16 protein-coding genes are annotated in these 16781 nt (G+C 67.4%); 7 read left to right on the forward strand and 9 right to left on the reverse strand.

What is annotated here, in order from left to right:
* Window positions 1-74: 74 nt before the first annotated feature.
* The 4 genes from QP512_RS11630 to QP512_RS11645 are packed head-to-tail and all read right to left on the reverse strand — an operon-like array spanning window position 75 to window position 1982.
* Window positions 75-500 (reverse strand): DoxX family protein, encoded by a 426-nt coding sequence (locus QP512_RS11630; RefSeq protein WP_286068682.1) that lies wholly within the window; start codon window positions 498-500, stop codon window positions 75-77.
* A gap of 2 nt (window positions 501-502) precedes the next feature.
* Window positions 503-1159, reverse strand: coding sequence for a hydrolase (locus QP512_RS11635; RefSeq protein WP_286068684.1), 657 nt, complete (start codon window positions 1157-1159; stop codon window positions 503-505).
* Window positions 1156-1599, reverse strand: coding sequence for an AraC family transcriptional regulator (locus QP512_RS11640; RefSeq protein WP_286068686.1), 444 nt, complete (start codon window positions 1597-1599; stop codon window positions 1156-1158). Before QP512_RS11640 ends, QP512_RS11635 begins: the two co-directional genes overlap by 4 nt.
* A gap of 50 nt (window positions 1600-1649) precedes the next feature.
* A complete protein-coding gene (locus tag QP512_RS11645) occupies window positions 1650-1982 on the reverse strand; it encodes a hypothetical protein (RefSeq protein ID WP_286068687.1) in 333 nt (110 codons plus the stop codon).
* A gap of 96 nt (window positions 1983-2078) precedes the next feature.
* Here QP512_RS11645 and QP512_RS11650 point away from each other — a divergent pair, with 96 nt between their 5' ends.
* Window positions 2079-5114 (forward strand): sensor histidine kinase, encoded by a 3036-nt coding sequence (locus tag QP512_RS11650; RefSeq protein WP_286068688.1) that lies wholly within the window; start codon window positions 2079-2081, stop codon window positions 5112-5114.
* Window positions 5107-5760 (forward strand): response regulator transcription factor, encoded by a 654-nt coding sequence (locus QP512_RS11655; RefSeq protein ID WP_286068690.1) that lies wholly within the window; start codon window positions 5107-5109, stop codon window positions 5758-5760. The genes QP512_RS11650 and QP512_RS11655 overlap by 8 nt, the downstream gene beginning before the upstream one ends.
* A 227-nt stretch (window positions 5761-5987) precedes the next feature.
* Here QP512_RS11655 and QP512_RS11660 read toward each other — a convergent pair whose 3' ends face one another.
* Window positions 5988-7181, reverse strand: coding sequence for an MFS transporter (locus QP512_RS11660; protein WP_286068692.1), 1194 nt, complete (start codon window positions 7179-7181; stop codon window positions 5988-5990).
* A gap of 92 nt (window positions 7182-7273) precedes the next feature.
* On the opposite strand from QP512_RS11660, the gene QP512_RS11665 reads away from it, so the two are divergent.
* Window positions 7274-8203: a LysR family transcriptional regulator gene (locus QP512_RS11665; protein ID WP_286068693.1), complete on the forward strand. Its 930-nt coding sequence runs from the start codon at window positions 7274-7276 to the stop codon at window positions 8201-8203.
* 16 nt (window positions 8204-8219) lie between these two features.
* Here QP512_RS11665 and QP512_RS11670 read toward each other — a convergent pair whose 3' ends face one another.
* Both QP512_RS11670 and QP512_RS11675 read right to left on the reverse strand, forming a co-directional pair.
* Window positions 8220-9677, reverse strand: a complete 1458-nt coding sequence (locus QP512_RS11670; protein WP_286068694.1) for an amidohydrolase family protein — start codon at window positions 9675-9677, stop codon at window positions 8220-8222.
* Between the two features lie 51 nt (window positions 9678-9728).
* Window positions 9729-10430: an ankyrin repeat domain-containing protein gene (locus QP512_RS11675; protein WP_286068695.1), complete on the reverse strand. Its 702-nt coding sequence runs from the start codon at window positions 10428-10430 to the stop codon at window positions 9729-9731.
* Between the two features lie 122 nt (window positions 10431-10552).
* On the opposite strand from QP512_RS11675, the gene QP512_RS11680 reads away from it, so the two are divergent.
* Window positions 10553-11434: a LysR substrate-binding domain-containing protein gene (locus tag QP512_RS11680; protein ID WP_286068697.1), complete on the forward strand. Its 882-nt coding sequence runs from the start codon at window positions 10553-10555 to the stop codon at window positions 11432-11434.
* 216 nt (window positions 11435-11650) lie between these two features.
* Window positions 11651-12088, forward strand: a complete 438-nt coding sequence (locus tag QP512_RS11685) for a DUF3806 domain-containing protein (protein ID WP_286068698.1) — start codon at window positions 11651-11653, stop codon at window positions 12086-12088.
* A gap of 49 nt (window positions 12089-12137) precedes the next feature.
* Here QP512_RS11685 and QP512_RS11690 read toward each other — a convergent pair whose 3' ends face one another.
* Window positions 12138-13298, reverse strand: a complete 1161-nt coding sequence (locus QP512_RS11690; RefSeq protein ID WP_286068699.1) for an amidohydrolase family protein — start codon at window positions 13296-13298, stop codon at window positions 12138-12140.
* A gap of 183 nt (window positions 13299-13481) precedes the next feature.
* On the opposite strand from QP512_RS11690, the gene QP512_RS11695 reads away from it, so the two are divergent.
* The gene (locus QP512_RS11695) at window positions 13482-14123 is read left to right on the forward strand and encodes a hypothetical protein (RefSeq protein ID WP_295568818.1); all 642 of its coding nucleotides are present in this window, start codon (window positions 13482-13484) and stop codon (window positions 14121-14123) included.
* Window positions 14124-14170: 47 nt separating this feature from the next.
* Here QP512_RS11695 and QP512_RS11700 read toward each other — a convergent pair whose 3' ends face one another.
* Entirely contained in the window at window positions 14171-14608 is a 438-nt protein-coding gene (locus QP512_RS11700; protein ID WP_286068703.1) for a hypothetical protein, read from the reverse strand.
* A 784-nt stretch (window positions 14609-15392) separates the two neighbouring features.
* Here QP512_RS11700 and QP512_RS11705 point away from each other — a divergent pair.
* Window positions 15393-16772: a GlcNAc-transferase family protein gene (locus tag QP512_RS11705; RefSeq protein WP_286068705.1), complete on the forward strand. Its 1380-nt coding sequence runs from the start codon at window positions 15393-15395 to the stop codon at window positions 16770-16772.
* The last annotated feature ends 9 nt before the right edge of the window (window positions 16773-16781 follow it).

Consider the following 16781-nt stretch of genomic DNA (forward strand, 5'->3'; position numbering starts at 1 on the left):
GGCCAAGCCCAGCGCCACGGCTGCGCCGCTGGCCAGCATCACGTTGCGGCGGCCGTGGTCGAGTGGATCGTGACTCATGCGATATCTCCCGGAAGGCGTTGGCCGTCCAGCGCCCAGGCACCGGGACCGGCCAGCGCGAGGGCCAGCAGTACCGTGGTCCACATCAACGGGTACTCGCTGCCCCCGCGCATCCAGAACCAGCCCTTGGGCAGGGCCAACAGTACGGTGAAGCCAATGAAAGCCGCTGCCACGAGCGCGGCGATGCGGGTCTGCCAGCCCAGCAGCACGGCCAGCCCGGACAGCACCTGCAGCAGGGCAAGCAGCAGCGGCAACGGCGCTGCCGCCGGCAACCCGAAGCCGCGCAACTCGGTGGCGAACCCGGGCAGCCCCGGGCCACCGAACCAGCCGAACAGCTTGCCCAGCGCATGCGGCAGCAGGAATCCGCCGGCGGCCACGCGCAGCATCAGCAGGGCTAGGTCGAGGCCATGGCCAGCCAGCATGCTCAGTGCCCGCCTTCCTGCGCGCCGAACATGCGCTTGGCGTACTGGATGCCGATGCCGTAGCCACCCGCGTGATCGCGCGCGATGCCGGTGGTCAGGTCGTAGGTCTCACCACGCGCCCAGTCGCGCTGCAGCTCCAGCAGGTACTGCACGCTGGTCATCGGTACCGCACCGGCCTGCACCATGCGGGTGATCGCGCACTCGTGTGCTTCCTCGCTGACATCACCACAGGCATCGGTGATCACATAGACCTCGAAGCCCTGCGCCAGTGCCGACAGCGCCGGGCCGACGATGCAGACGCTGGTCCACAGGCCGGCCATCACCAGCCGGCGCTTGCCGATACGGTTGATCTCATCGATCACAGGCTGGTCTTCCCAGGTGTTCATCGAGGTGCGGTCGAACACCGGCTGGCCCGGGAAGATCACCGGCAGCTCCGGGAACATCGGGCCGGAGAACGAGGCCTCCGCCACCGTGGTCAGCAGCACCGGCACGTTGAAGCCCTTGGCGCCCTTGCCGATCAACGACACGTTGTTGCGCAGCGCGGAGATGTCGATGGTGTGAGTGGCAAATGCCATCTGCGACTGGAAATCGATCAGTACCAGCGCATGGTCGGTCGGTGACAGCAGGGACGGGGCGGGCGTGGCGGTGGCAGGGTTCATGCGTGGACTCCGTTGGAATCAAGGTCTGGGGGAAGCAGGAGGGCGGCATCACCGGCCAGGTACTGGCCGGGACTGCAGCCCGTCTCCGCACGGAAGCTGCGGACGAAATGGCTCTGGTCGAAGAAGCCCAGCTGCTGCGCCAGGCTGGACATGGGCAGCTGCTGGATCGACAACAGCTGGCGCGCACGTTCGATACGGCGCCGGCGGACGTAGCGCAGCGGACTGGCGCCGGTACCGGTGCGGAACAGGCGCACCAGATGGAAACGGCTGACACAAGCAGCGGCCGCCAGTTCGGTCACCCGCAGCGGCTGTGACAGGTGTTCATCGACATAGCGCAGTGCCCGCTGCAACGCGGCGGCTTGCTGCGGTGCCAGCGACGCGGCGGGGGGGGCATGCGGAAGGACGGTGGCCATCGAGGACGCCGCGGGGGGATGGCCCATGGTGCGGCGCGTGCGCGCGATGCCCTACCCCCGTCGGTCGAGGCCAGCACCTACCCGAATGGGGGAGGCCGGCGCCCGATCACGCGGCGACCGAACAACCGCGCGTCCAGCGAATAGGCGCCCGGCCCCAGCACCAGCAGGGCCAGAGGCAGCAGCGCCAATGGCCATGGCCCGGGCAGCGCGGACAGTCCTGTGGCCGCCATCACCGCCGCCAGGGGGGTCAGCACGCCGAGTGCGAGCATCGCCACGGCCAGCAGGCACAAGGCCGACAACCAGCCACCTGGCATACCGGGCGCACAAAGAGCGGCCGCAACGCACAGCCGCAGCCACAGCAGGCCGACGCCCGGGCCGCGGTCGGGAAACATCACGAACAGGCGCTGCATGGCCGGGCTCCGGGGAACATGCCGGCGTGATAGCCGACGGTGACGCGGGGCGCCTACCCCGTTCGGGTCACCCGGGCCTGCCCCGCACCTGCCAGAATGCGCGCCATGCGTGGCCGCCCCTTCCCGTTCCTGCGTCGCCTGCCTGCGCTGCTGACGTGCCTGATGTTGATGACCGCCCTGCCCGCGCTCGCCGTGCAGCGTCCCGTGCTGAGCAGCGGACTGCCTGGCTACGAGCACACCGCGTGGCGGGTCGGCCAGGGTGCGCCTGGCGATATCTGGGACATTGCGCAGGACCGTGATGGACTGCTGTGGCTGGCGACCGGTTCAGGCCTGTACCGCTTCGACGGCCGCCGTTTTGAACGCCAGGCGCCGCCAGCGGGCAGCAGCTTGCCGTCCACCAACATGGTCACCCTGGCAGTCGGGCGCGATGACGCAATGTGGATCGGCTACTTCCAGGCCGGCATCAGCCAACTCGCACGCGGCCAACTGTACAACTATGGCCGGCAACAAGGCGTACCGGTCGGCGTGGTGCCGCACTTCAGCCAGGACCGCGAGGGCCGCCTCTGGGCGGCGGTCAATGGTGGACTGCGCTGGTTCGATGGCCGGCGTTGGCAGCCCCCGCCGGCCTCCGCCGGGCTGCCGGAACACCGCGTGCAATGGGTGTTGCATGACAGCCGTGGCACATTCTGGGTACTGGCCGATCTGAAGATCTGGATGCGCGGGCCGCACCAGGCAGCGTTCACCGATACCGGCATCGCCGTCTCCCAGATGGCAACACTGGCGGAGAACCCGCAGGGCGAGGTGTGGCTGGCTGACCGCGTCCGTGGCGCCTCGCCGCTGGCAAACGCACAGGGGCTGCTGGCCGAGCCCGAACGTGAGGCGCGGCGCCTGCCCGACCTGGTCGCTGCCCGCATGCAGTTCACCACCGACGGCACACTGTGGGCGACGATGAGCCCGCATGGAGGCGTCGCCCGGGTCACATTCGACGGCACCCGTGCCGTGCGCATGGAGCGCTTCGATTCACCGCACGGCCTGACTGCCACCTCGGCGGTGCCGATCATCGCCGACCGCGAAGGCAACCTCTGGGTCGGTACCAATCTTGGCCTCAACCGCTTCCGCGCGCGCAGCGTGCACACCCTGGCGGCCGGCCCCGCTGATCCGTACCGCTCGCTGGTGCGCACCACTGACGGGCGGGTGTACGGCTACGGCGAAGACCTCAAGCCCTACGACCTGCGGCGCCCACTGCTGGAAGGCAGCGCCGCGCAGCTGCAGGCCGCGGCACGGCAGGCACCTGCACCGATCTGGCAGTTCGATTGGGTCAACCTGGCGCGCACTGTCGAAGGCCGCACCACGCTGATTCCGCTGCCCGCACCCTTCACCGGGCAACCCCTGCACGCCCTGCTGTTTCCCGACCAGGCGCAGGCCTGGGTATGCGCCGGCGAACGCGGTGTACTGCATTACCGGGACAACCAATGGCAGCGCGCTGGCCGCCTGCCCGAGCAGGCCTGCTCGTCGCTGGCGCTGGACGCCCATGGCCAACTGCTGCTCGGCTACGCCGATGGTCGCGTGCGCCGGATGGGCACTGCGGCCATCGAGACCTTTGGCGCAGCGCAGGGCCTTTCGGCAGGGCCGGTGACCGCCCTGCTGCAGCACCGGGACCTGTTGCTGGTAGCCGGCGAAGCCGGGCTGGCCGCGCGCGTCGGCGAGGGGCCGTTCGTTGCCGTGCGCACCGACATGGCCGGCGTCCTCGAAGGCATCACCGGCATGGTCGCCGATGCGGAAGGGCATCTGTGGCTCAATGGCAGCCGTGGCCTGGTAAGGCTCGAGAGCAGCCAGCTGCGGCGCGCACTGCGCGCGGGATCCCCGGTGACGCCGCGCCTGTTCGATGCCGTGGATGGCATGCCGGGCATTGCCCTGCAGAGCGGCCCCATCCCCACCGCCGCGCTGGCCGATGACGGCCTGCTGTGGCTGGCCACCAACCAGGGCCTGGCGTGGCTGGATACCACGCGTTCGCACGTCAACATCACGCCGCCCAGCGTGCGCATCGGTGACGTCCTGTACGGCAGCAAACACCTGCCGTTGCATGACGGCCTGCGCCTGCCGGCGGGCACCAGCCAGCTGCAGATCGACTACGTCGCGCTGTCGCTGGCACGCCCGGAGCGCAACCGTTACCGCTATCGCCTGTCCGGCGTCGATGACCGCTGGCAGGATGCCGGCAGCAGCACGCGTGCCTACTACACCAACCTGGCGCCAGGCAGCTATCGCTTCGAAGTGGAGGCCGCCAACGAAGACGGCATCTGGAGCGCCACGCCAGCCAGCCGCAGCTTCCGCATCGCACCCACCTTCATGCAGACGGTCTGGTTCAAGCTGCTGTGCACGATTGCCGTGCTGGCGCTGCTGGTGGTGGCAGTGCGCATCCGCAGTAGCCAGCTGGCGGCACTGTTCCGCGCGCGCCTGCAGGAACGCAATGGTGAGCGCGAACGCATCGCGCGCGACCTGCATGACACCCTGCTGCAGGGCAGCCAGGGGCTGATCCTGCGCCTGCATGCGATCAGCCAGTCACCCCAGACCCCGGAGCCGGTGCGCAGCCAGCTGGAAGCGGCCATGCAGCTGGCCGAACGCAACCTGGCCGAGGGCCGCGAGCGGGTCAACGCGCTGCGCGACGGTCCGTTCGCCGGGCGCGACCTGGCCTCGGCACTGGCCGACGTGCATGCCGAGTATGCCGGCCACGGCACTAACCCCCTGCGCCTGACCGTCGAGGGCGCGACGCCCCCCTTGCAGGCCGATGCCGCAGAAGAGGTGTTCCTGATCGGCCGCGAGGCGATACGCAACGCACTGCGCCACGCCAATGCGGGCGCCATCGAAGTGGAACTGTCCTACGGCACGCGCTGTTTCCTGCTGCACGTGCGCGACGATGGCGTCGGCATCGCGGACGATAATGCCGGCTACGGGCACTGGGGCCTGCAGGGCATGCGCGAGCGGGCGCAACGGCTTGGCGCGGAGCTGCAGCTGTGGACCCGCCCAGGCCTGGGTACCGAAGTGGCGCTGGCGGTCCCTGCCCGGCGCCTGTATCACCGCCGTCCGTCGCGCTGGCGCTGGCGCTGGCCCTGGAGCAGACCGAACCATGACTGAGTCCCGTACCCCGATCGGCGTGCTGGTGGTCGACGACCACCCGCTGCTGCGCGATGGCCTGGCCGCGCTGCTCGGCGCCCAGCCTGACCTGCGCCTGCTGGGCGAAGCCGCCGATGGCGAGGAAGCCATCGCGCGCTACCAGCAGCTGCGACCCGACGTGGTGTTGATGGACCTGCAGATGCCGCGCCTGGATGGCGTGGAAGCGATCGTGCGGATCCGTGCACTCGACCCGCGTGCGCGCATCATCGTGCTGACCACCTACCGCGGCGACGTGCGCGCAGTGCGTGCGCTGCAGGCCGGCGCCAGCGCGTACCTGCTGAAGGACATGCTGCGCCATGAACTGGTCGACACCATCCGCATGGTGGCCGGCGGTCGCCGCGCGCCGATTCCCCCAGCGGTGGCCGCCAGCATCGCCGCGCACGTGGTGGAAGATCGCCTGTCGCCGCGCGAGACCGAGGTATTGCGCCACGTTGCCAGCGGTCTGTCCAACAAGCGCATTGGCGAGCGCATGCAGATTTCCGAGCAGACGGTGAAGGCGCACATGAAGAGCCTGATGGACAAGCTCGGCGTGGGCGATCGCACGCATGCGGTCACCCAGGCGCTGCGGCGCGGCATCATCAGCCTGGACGACAGCGATCACGATTAGGCGGTTGTTCGGCAGGGCCTGCGGCCCTGCACCTGCGTCAGTGCCGGCCGCTGGCCGGCAACCTCAACAGCAAAAGCGGGCTTTCCTGGGGATGGCGGGGCGGTGTCGGAGTGCGGGGACGCCGCAACCGGACCTACCCCGCCCACCTACAGGAACCCCGCCGTTGATGTTGCTGTTGCTGTAGCTGTTGCCTCCAGCAGGTGCAGGGCTGCAAGCCCTGCCCACTCCTACTTCAAACGCAGCAGCAGGCTGCCGCCGGCACACATCACCGCCAGCCAGGCCACGCCGTGCCACCCCCACTGCGCCAGCGCCAGGCTGCCCAGCGCCCCTCCCGCGGCCATGCCGATGAACATACCAGTGAACAGCAGCGCATTGAGCCGGCTGCGTGCGGGTGGCACCAGGCCGTAGACCAGGGTCTGGTGTGCCACCAGCGCCGATTGGAAGCCGAAGTCGAACAGCAGCGCACTCACTACCAGCAGCGGCAGCAGCGCGACGGCTGGCAGCCAGGCCTCGGCCAGCAGCAACCCGAAGCCCAGCAGCGCCACCGCGATTGCCAACCGTGCCACCGCATGGCTGCCCAATCGATCGGCGAAGCGACCTGCGAACGGTGCGGCCAGTGCGCCGGCTGCACCGGCAATACCGAACGCACCCGCCGCCGCACTGCCCAGGCCGAGGCGTGCATGCAGCATCAATGCAAGCGTCGACCAGAACGCGCCGAAACCGACCGCGAGCAGCGACTGGCTTGCCACGGCAAGGCGCAGCTGCGGCTGCTCGCGCCATAGCGCCAGCAGCGAGCCTAGCAGTGCGGGATAGCGCAGTGTGCTGGTCGGCGTGAAACGCGGCAGTGCGCGTGACAGCACCGCACCCATCAACGCCACCGATACCGCGGCCAGCACGAACTGCGTGCGCCAGCCCCAGGCTTCAGCCACCACGCCGCTGACCACCCGCGACAACAGGATGCCCAGCAACAGGCCGGTCATCACCCGGCCGACGATCTGCCCGCGCTGCGCATCCGGTGCCAGCACCGCAGCGGCGGGTACGATGTCCTGCGCCAGCGTGGCCATCAATCCGACCAGCAGGCTGGCCATCAGCAGGCCTGGCAGGTGCCCAGCCATCGCGGCGGCGCCCAGTGCCAGCGCCAGCAGCGCGGACTTCAACAGGATCAGATGGCGGCGGTCGAAGCGATCACCCAGCGGTGCCAGCAGCAGGATGCCCAGTGCGTAGCCGAGCTGGGTCAAGGTTGGCACCAGGCCCGCGGCGCGTTCACCGGCGCCAAGGTCCTGGGCAATCAGGCCCAGCATCGGCTGGCAGTAGTACAGCGATGCGACCGAGAACCCGGCACCGCCCGCCATTGCCAGCACCAGCGGGGTGGAGGGGGCTGTCGCCGGGTTGGTGGCCACGGAAAGCGAGGGAGTCGACATGGGGCGTCCACTGAAGAAAGTGGACGTATCCTGCCGGTATTCGCCTTACGCCTGTAGTAGGCTGAAATGCATATCCTTCATACGTTATACGCATGACCGACCTCACCGCTGGCGCAGATCGACTGGATCTGCTGCGCACCTTCCTGCGCATCGTCGATGCGGGCAGCCTGTCTGCCGCCGCCGTGCAACTGGGCACCACCCAGCCAACGGTCAGCCGCCGCCTGCAGGCCCTGGAGCGGCAGCTCGGTCTGCGCCTGCTGCAGCGCTCCACCCACGGCCTGCAACTGACCGAGGACGGCCTGCGCTGCCAGCGTCATGCGCAGCGTGTGGTTGACGAATGGGAGTCGCTGCAGGCCGAACTGAACGGCGGACCGGAAACGCTGCGCGGACGCCTGCGGGTGATGGTGCCGCACGCCTTCGGCCAGGCGCAGCTGCTGCCGACCATGCTCGCGTTCCTCGCCCAGCACCCACAGCTGAGCCTGGAGTGGATCCTGGAAGATCGGCGCCCGGATTTCATCGCCGAAGGCATCGACTGCGCGGTGCGGGTCGGCCCGGTGGATGAGCCGCGCATGGTCGCACTGCCGCTGGCAGAAGTGCCGCGCATCGTCGTGGCAGCGCCCTCGCTGGCGGACGCCACGGCGGTCAGTACGCCGGAACAGGCACAGTCGCTGCCGTGGATCTCGCTGGTCACCTACTACCGCGAACGCCTGCTGCTGCATGATGCGCAGGGCCGGGCGCATACGCTGTCAATCAGCCCACGCCTGCTCAGCGACAACCTGTTCGTGGTACAGCAGGCTGCACGCGCCGGGCTGGGCGCAGCGGTGGTCTCGGCCTGGCTGGTGGCCGACGACCTTGCACAGGGGCGGCTGGTGCAGCTGCTGCCGGACTGGCAGGCACCGGCACTGCCGGTACACGTGGTATTTCCGGCCGCGCGCCAGCAGCCGCCGCGGCTGCGCGCCTTCATCGATGCGATGAAGGCCGCACTGCCGCAGCTGCACGGAATGCGGCCGGCGCCGCGCTAGGTCACCGGCCGCATCATCAATTGGCCTTCGCCGCCTCGGCATTCCACGCCGCGACCTTGGCCTTGGTATCGGCCAGCATCTTGTCCAGCGCGGCGCGGTCATACACGTTGCCGCGCAGGATCACGCTGTCGATCTTCTCGGTGGCGGCGATGTCCTGCAGCGGGTTGGCGGTCAACAGGACCAGGTCGGCGGCCTTGCCCCGCGCGACACCACCGTAACGGTCCATCTGGCCGAACCAGGCCGGGCCGGAACGGGTTGCGGCCGACAGCGCCTGCGGCGCGCTCAGGCCCTCCTTCACGAACAGCTGCAGTTCCTGGTGCAGGGCGATCCCCGGGAAGTTGAACGAATTGAGGAAGCCCGCATCGGTGCCGGCAATGATGGTCACGCCGGCCTCCTGCAGCATCGGCAGCACTGCAGCTACCTGGTGGTACTGCGCATGGCGCGCTTCGATCTGCGCCGGCGTCGCCTTCGCCGCGCGGTCCACGCGCCACTGGTAGGTCGCACGCAGGCCGGGGCCGATGTAGGCCAGGTACGGGTCGTTGGCGTGGTCATCCTGGTCAAGGAAGTCGAGGATGCGGCCACCGTTGAGGGTCGGGGTCACGAACACGCCACGCTTGGCGAAATCACGGTAGGCAGGCATCGCCGTGTCACGGTCGAAGCTGGCGTCGAGGCGGCGGTTGGCTTCGGCGCGGTCGATGCGCCCGGCACCGAAGTCGGCGGCGATCTTCGCTTCGTCCTTGCTGCCGGCCTTGAATGCATAGTCCAGATGCTCGATCGAGGCCAGGCCTGCATCGACCGCCTGCTCCACGGTCAGCGCCATCGGGATGTGGCCCGACGCCTTGAATCCGGCCTTGCGCGCGGCACTGGCCGAGTACAGGAACAGTTCCGGCCTCAGCGTGCTGTCGGTGATCTTCACGAAATCGACCTTGTCGTGCTGCAGGCGGGCGATTGCCTTGTCGGCGTCGGCCTCGCTGCCCACTTCGATCGTGCCCTTCCAGACCGGCTTGATGCCTTCGATCTTCGCTCCGGAACTGAGCAGGCGCGGGCCGAACAGGGTGCCCTTGGCGATCTCGCCACGCCACTGCAGCACCTGCTCGGGCAGATCGCCGGAACAGTCACGCACCGTGGTGATGCCGTGCGCGATGTACAGCGGCAGCAGTGCCTTGTTTTCCTCGATCAGCGCCGGGCCACCGCCGAAATGCACGTGCATGTCCCACAGCCCCGGGATCAGGTACTTGCCCTTGGCATCGATCTGGCGGGTTGCGCTCCACTGGCTGCGCAGTTGTGCATCCGGGCCGACAGCGACGATGTCCTCGCCGCGGATCACCACGCTCTGCCTGGCCAGGGTGCTGGCGTGCTCGACGTCGACCACGGTGGCATTGCGGATCAGCAGGTCGGCGCGCTCGGCGGCAGCGGCCGACAGTGGCGCCACCGCAAGGAGGATGGCGAGGGACAACGGACGGGAACGGAACATGGACAGCATCCTGGTGGGCACGCCCAGCGTGCGGGTGGAAGGGGTTGCGGTTCAGCGCACCGCGCCGTGCTGGCGGAGCAGGGTTTCGATTCCGGTGTAGCCGCGCTGGCGCGCGTGCGCCAGCGGCGTCACGCCGTCGCCGTCGGCCAGTTCCGGGTCGGCGCCGGCATCCAGCAGCAGCTGCACGATCTGCACGTGGCGCGCACCGCCATCGCCGAGCAGGATCGCTTCCAGCAGCGCGGTCCAGTGCAGCCGGTTGACATGGTCTACCGCTACGCCCGCGCGCAGCAGCGTACGTACCGTGGCGACGTGGCCGCGCTCGGCGGCTGGAATCAGTGCGGTGCCACCATAGCGGTTGGTGCTGCGCAGATCAGCGCCATGCACCAGGGTCATCGCCAGGATCTCATCCAGGCCGCGCGCACCGGCATACAGGTAGGCGCTGTCCTGCAACGCATCCTTGGCATTGACGTCGGCGCCGGCTTCGATCAGCTCACGCGCGGCATCCACGTTGTTGCCATGCGTGGCCAGCAGCAGCGCGGTGCGGCCCTGTCCATCGCGCGCCTCCAGCGTGGCGCCCTCCTCGATCGCCTGTCGCACCGCAGCAGCGTCACCGCGGCTGGCAGCATCACGCAGGCGGCCATCGACGTCGGCGTTGGACGTTGCGGTGCAGGCCGGGGTGACCATGGCCAGCAGGCACAACAGCAGCACGCGCGCGAACGGTGCAGGCCAGCCAGGGGAACGATGGACGCGCATGGCAGTGTCTCCTCATGTCCGTCACCACGGAGCACGGGGTGACGGTAGCAACAGCCGCGCATTGCCGGCCTCTGCCCTGCATGGTAGAAGTCGGCCTGGGTATCCAGAAGTGAAATGTTCAAATGCAAGACAGTGCCAAATCGAATAGAACCCTGTTCGAACTGGACCTGCTGCGGGCGCTGGTGATGGTGGCCGACTGCGGCAGCTTCACCACGGCGGCCACGCGCCTGCATTCGACCCAGTCCACAGTCAGCCAGAAGGTGCGGCGGCTGGAGGAACTGGCCGGGCATCGCCTGCTTGAACGCGGCCACCGCGACGTTCACCCCACCGACGCCGGCCACACCCTGCTCGGCTACGCGCGGCGCATGCTCGACCTGAACGAGGAAATGGCACAGGCGTTGGCCGGTGCGATGGTGGAGACCGCCGTCCGCATCGGTGTGCCCGAGGATTTCGTCAACCCGCAGACCACGCGCATGCTGGCCGCCTTCAGCCGTCGCCACCCGCAGGTGAAGCTGGAGATCAGCAGCGGCCTCAGCCGTGACCTGGCGCAGGGCTTCGACCACGGCGAGCTGGACCTGGTGCTGGTCAAGCAGCGCCGCAACAGCCGCCAGGCGGTGCATTGCCGGCGCGAGCCGATGCACTGGATCGACAGCCTGCGCAGCAGCTGCCTGCAGCAGGAGCCGCTGCCGCTGGTCACGTTTCCTCCGCGAGGGTTGTACCGCGACGAGATGATCCACGCCGTGGAAGCGCTGGGCCTGCGCTGGCGCATCGCCTTCACCAGCTCGTCGCTGAGCGGCATCCAGGGCGCGGTGGCCGATGGCATCGGCATCAGCCTGCTGCCGCGCCGCGCGGTCAGCCGCGAGCACCGCATCATCGATGGCGAGCGTGAGCTGCCGGTGATCGACAACTACGAAATCGGCCTGCTGCATCGTGCCGATGCCGATGAGGCCGTGCGCGCACTGGCCAGCGAGCTGTGGCGGCAGGTGCAACGCGAACCGGATTGACCACCGCACCTGAGGTGGTGCCGGCCGCTGGCCCGCAACCTCGACCGCTGCATTGCCCGGCGTGGGGTCAGATCCGCTTTCCATAGGAGAACGGATCTGACCCCGACGTGCGTGGATCTCGCGCATTGATCATCGATATCTGATCAATCCGGCTGCACGGCCGGCAACGTCGCCTCGTAGAGTGCCTGTTGTTTCCGTGCTCCACGGCGCCTTGCCATGTCCGACGAAGTTCCCACCCGTTTCGATCCCCTGCCCGCTGCCCTGCAGACGCATCTGCAGCACCAGCGTGGACTGATCGCCGCACGCGTGGCTGCCAGCTTCCCGACGTTGCCGGTACAGTGGCCGCTGACCGCCAGCACATTGCAACGGGTGGTCGACGCCGAGCTGATCGATCGTGACGATTGTGCCGGCTGGGAAGCGCTGGGCGTGGCGTTCGGTGACACCCTGGCCCAGCGCGTGCCGGGCCTGGCCTGGATGCAGGTGACCGATGCCTGGGGCATCGACGCGGTACTGCGCTATGCCGACAGCAGCCTGCAGATCGGCGCCAGCACGCTGCTGCTCAAGCGCGTCGAACAGGGCGAGGTCATCGACATCGCCCATCTACTGGCGTGGCTTGAGGAATTCGTCGCTACCCGCGCTGACGATTACGCCTGAAAAGCCGCCAAGCATGGCTCGGCACTACAGGGGGTGGCGCGGCGTGGATCTACAGCCAGCGACCATCAACCACCACGCGGCGCTCCACCGGCACCGCCGCCACCGCGGCCGGGCCGTGGTCGGCACGCACCGCCACGAAAGTGGCTGGCTGGCCTTCGGCAATACCATGCTGCGGCAGGCCGATCGCCTGCGCGGCATGGGTGGTGACCATGTCCAGCGCCAGCATCAGGTCGGCGTCGGTGTAGAAGCCGGACCGGTAGCCCAGCAGCATCGCCCGCTGCAGCAGGTCGCCATTGCCATACGGCCACCAGCAGTCACGGATGTTGTCGTTGCCGGCGAACACGCGCACACCGGCATCATGCAGCGCACGCAGCGGCGGGAACGGATGATCGCCCGGCGCGTTGCTCATGATCGCCACACCCGCCGTGGCCAGTGCTTCGCCCGCCTGTAGCGCGCGCGCCAGTGGCACGTCGCCCAGCGCATAGGCATGGCTGACCGCAACGCGCCCCTGCAGGCCGGCGGCCCGTGTCCGCGCGGCGATGCGCAGCAGCTGGGCCAGGCCGGTTTCGCCCGGCTCGTGCAGATGGATGTCCAGCTGCACACCGTAGCGCTCGGCCAGGCCGAACAGCAGCGCCAGCTGGCCTTCGGCATCGCCGTCCAGGGTCGTCGGATCGATGCCGCCCAGCACTTCCACGCCAGCGGCGAGGGCCTGCTCCAGCACCGCGGCGGTGCCCGCACAGGAAATCACGCCCGCCTGCGGGAACGCCACCAGTTGGATGCGCATGATGTCGGCACAGCGCAGTGCGGCCTCGCGTACCGCTTCAAGGTGGCGCACGCCGGTGCTGCCATCGATATCGACGTGACAGCGCATCGCCACGGTACCGAAAGCACTGCATTGGCGGATCAGCGCCTCGGCACGGTCAACCATCGGTGACGCACCCGCCACAGCCGCCTTCTCCACCGCCAGCCGCTCACGCAGGGTGTTCACCGGCTGGTGCGGGTGCCAACGGTCGCCGACAAAGCTCTTGTCGAGGTGGATGTGGCCGTCGACCAGGCCGGGCAGCACCGCGAAGCCCTCCAGATCCACGCATTCCGTCCCGTCCGCCGGCGCGGCCTCGCCATTGAGGCCGCTGATGCGGCCATCACGGATATGGAAATGCAGCGGCGCACCGTTGCGGTCGACACCGCCATGGACGAACTGGAGGGTCATCGGGAACTCCCGGAATGCCAAGACTGCCGCCATCGTGCGCCCCGCTGCACCCATCGACCAACGAAATATCTGGATGGCACGCATTCACCAGGACGATGATTGCGCCTGCGACAACCGGTCGCAGCCACGCCGTGCACACCCCTGAACAGGTAACATGGGCGCCTGTTTCCGTTGTGATGCCGCATGGGCCCGTCCGACCGCCACGATCGCCTCCGCCGCTGGCAGGCCGCATCCCTGCTTGCCGCCGCCCCGATCGCCAGCTTGTCCGCCACTGATGCTGCGGCCGCTGCACCGCTGCAGTCGCCGCCGGGCCAGCAGCGCATCGCACCGGCTGCACTGGTCGAGCGCCTGCACCAGCGCGTGCTGTCCGGGCAGAGCGCCACCGCCACGCTGGAACACTGGTGCGCCGAACATGGGCTGGCCGAACAAGCCCGGGTGCGCGCGGTGCGCGTGCACGGCCAGGACAAGCCTGCCCCCGCCGACGTTCTGCAGGCGCTGGGCGCGAAGCCGGGTACCGAACTGCGCTATCGCCGCGTACAGCTGGTCTGCGGCAGCCGCGTGCTGTCCGAGGCCGACAACTGGTACCTGCCTGGCCACCTCAGCCCGGCCATGAACCAGGTGCTGGACAGCACCGACGAACCGTTCGGTCGCGTGGTCGGCCCGCTCGGTTTCCAGCGCCAGACCCTGGCTGACCAGACGTTCTGGCCTCCGCGGGGCGAAGGCGATCACGGCGTGATCCTGGAAGTGCGCGCCCTGCTGCGCGACCGCCAGCAGCAGCCTTTCAGCTACGTCATCGAGTCGTACCTGGTGCAAGTGCTGCCTTGACCGAGGCAGCGCCGGCCCAGACGCGGGCGCTGCCCAACCATGCCAGCCTATTGGTTGGTGATCATCGAACGGGCAGCAGGATCGGTGGAAAACACGAACCTTCCCTCATGGTTCCGCTGGTCGAGCTTCTTGCTCAGGCCCGAGAAACTGTAGGTGGGCGCAGCAGCGTCCAATCCAAACTTTTCGGTCCAGGCTTCGTACGCTTCAGCCGATCGGGTACGCACCGAACCGATGCACAGACTGTACCCACACGCAAATTCACCCAGGGATTCGTCCTTGCCGAGGCTGCGTGCAATCGCCTGCCTGTAGTGGGCGGTCAGGTCCTGCGCTTCAGGACGCTTCCCGGCATCATCGGCAAACGCCCGGACTGTCTTTTCGAAGACCTTGTCGGATGCGAGGATGGCATCACTCTGCTCCACGGACAGTGCACCGTCCTGCAGCATTGCACTTTCTGCAGCCAGATAAGGCGAATCCCCAGCGGACATGCCTCCCCCAGCAGATGACGGAATCGTTCCGCGCGCGCTTGTAGCCGTTGCAGGCGCCACCTCCTGGCCACTGCCCGCGTTCCGTACGGCGGCAGATGACGACCCGGCGTTCGCCTGTGCGGTTCCACCCGCTGCCACATCTTCCTGCGCGCACCCCGCTACACATACGGCTGCCATCGTGATCAAAAGTACTCGTGCATCCATGTTCCGCTTCTCCTTCACGCTCGTTGTCCGGCCCCCGTAGAGGCCGGATTCAAACCGGTACTACCTGCCGCGCAGGCCGCAGTTACTCCTCGGGCGGAGGCGTTCGGATCACGCGGGTTACGCGCCCGCCACAACAGTCCGTCACGGTGTAGCCACCGTTGCCATTGGTCTGCACGACGCAGCTTGACGTGCAGGTATAGCGCGCACCATTGACGGTTACCGAATCTCCCGCCGATGCCGTTCCACTGGCCATGGCGAGTCCACCCAACAGGATCGGACTTACGATGAGGCTTGCCTTCATTGATCTCTCCTTGACTCTGGCGGTTTGCAATGCTGGGTCACTCCAGCAGCTGGAAACTAGCAGCGGTTAATGCACCGGTCAATTACATAAATGCTAATTGGCAACCGCCATTGAAATGCAAAGAAACCCTCGAATAAATCTTTCGATTTCATCAGGCCCGATATCGAAACATGCCTGTCGATAATACTTTCGATAATTGCGTTTCCAATGCACCCCTTGCGTCGTGCATGATGCCGGTCATTCGCATTTCCTTGTCTGACCGGCCCGAGAAAATAGAAGATGGATCTTCCAGCAAGCCTGTTCGTCCAAATACCCAGTTATCGCGATCCGCAACTGATCCCAACACTCATCGATCTCGTGCGGCGCGCGGCCGCGCCGGCCGCACTTCACGTGGTGGTGTGCTGGCAGCATGGTGACGAAGCAACCCTCCAGGATTTCCTGGCTGCGGGCTTCCAGCTGGAGTCGAGCTGCATCGGCAATCAGCATCCGATTCACCGCCTGCACATGAACGGGGCCGAAGTTGAACTGATCGAGGTGGGCTTCATGCACGCCCGCGGCTGTGGGTGGGCACGAAGGCTGGCGCAGGAGCGCTATCGCGACGAGCGCTACAACCTGCAGATCGACTCGCACCACCGTTTCTCGGATGCATGGGACGGTTTACTGGTGGAGATGCTGGAATCCCTGCGGACACGTTCATGCAAACCACTGCTGACCGGATACCCGCCCGCGTTTCAACCCGAGAGCTATCCTGATACCCGGCAGAACCATGTCGGCCAGATGCTGGTCCGCGGCTTCAACAGTGTCGGCGTGGTCAGCTACAAAGCAGTGCGCATGCCCAAGGATCCCCTACGCAACGAACCGATGCGAGCTCGATTCATCAGTGGCGGGTTCCTGTTCTCCGACGGAGAGTTCGTGCGGGACGTCATGAACGATGCAGACCATTTCTTCTCGACGGAAGAGATCGTCATGGCGGTCAGGGCGTATACGCATGGTTACGACTTCTTCCACCCCCATCGACCGCTGCTGTGGCACCAGTACAACTCGGATGCGAACAGGGTGTGGGATGATCACTCCGACGAGCGCCGGTCACGCGGTGAAATCGAAGCCAGTGCCTTCGATCGCTCGCTGAGAGCGTCGAGCAAGGCAGTGAACATGCTTGCAGCAGCCGGATCAGGAGATGCGACCGCACTGGCCATGCACGGGCTCGGCTGCAAGCGCTCCCTGCAACAATACGAGCGCTACGCCGGGCTGAGCTTTACTCACCGGGGTGTGCACGAGGAGGCGACACGTGCAACCGAGCCTAACAACACTCATTTCGCGACGGATGAGCAGCACTGGCTGGACAAACTGATCTGCCGACGCGTCTTTCAGGTGCAGGTCAAGCGGTTGGGCGCAGAAATCGGCGCTGCCGATGATCTCGAGTCGCTGGTCCTGACCGCCCAGGCCGAGGACGGCACCACCGTCGGCCGACGCGAGTTGTCACCGGAAGATCTCCAGCAACTGATCGCCCGGGGTGAATACATCTGCATCGACCACTTCAGCAGCTGCCCTTCGCGTCTCCCTGTCTGCTACCAGATGCAGGTTGGCGGCAATTCCCGGGATGATGCCAACCGATTCCAGGTGATCGTGAGGGAAATCGAGGAAGACCTGATGGCCTGAGCGCTTGGT

It is taken from the genome of Stenotrophomonas sp. 57 (assembly GCF_030291075.1).
Taxonomy (GTDB): Bacteria; Pseudomonadota; Gammaproteobacteria; order Xanthomonadales; family Xanthomonadaceae; genus Stenotrophomonas.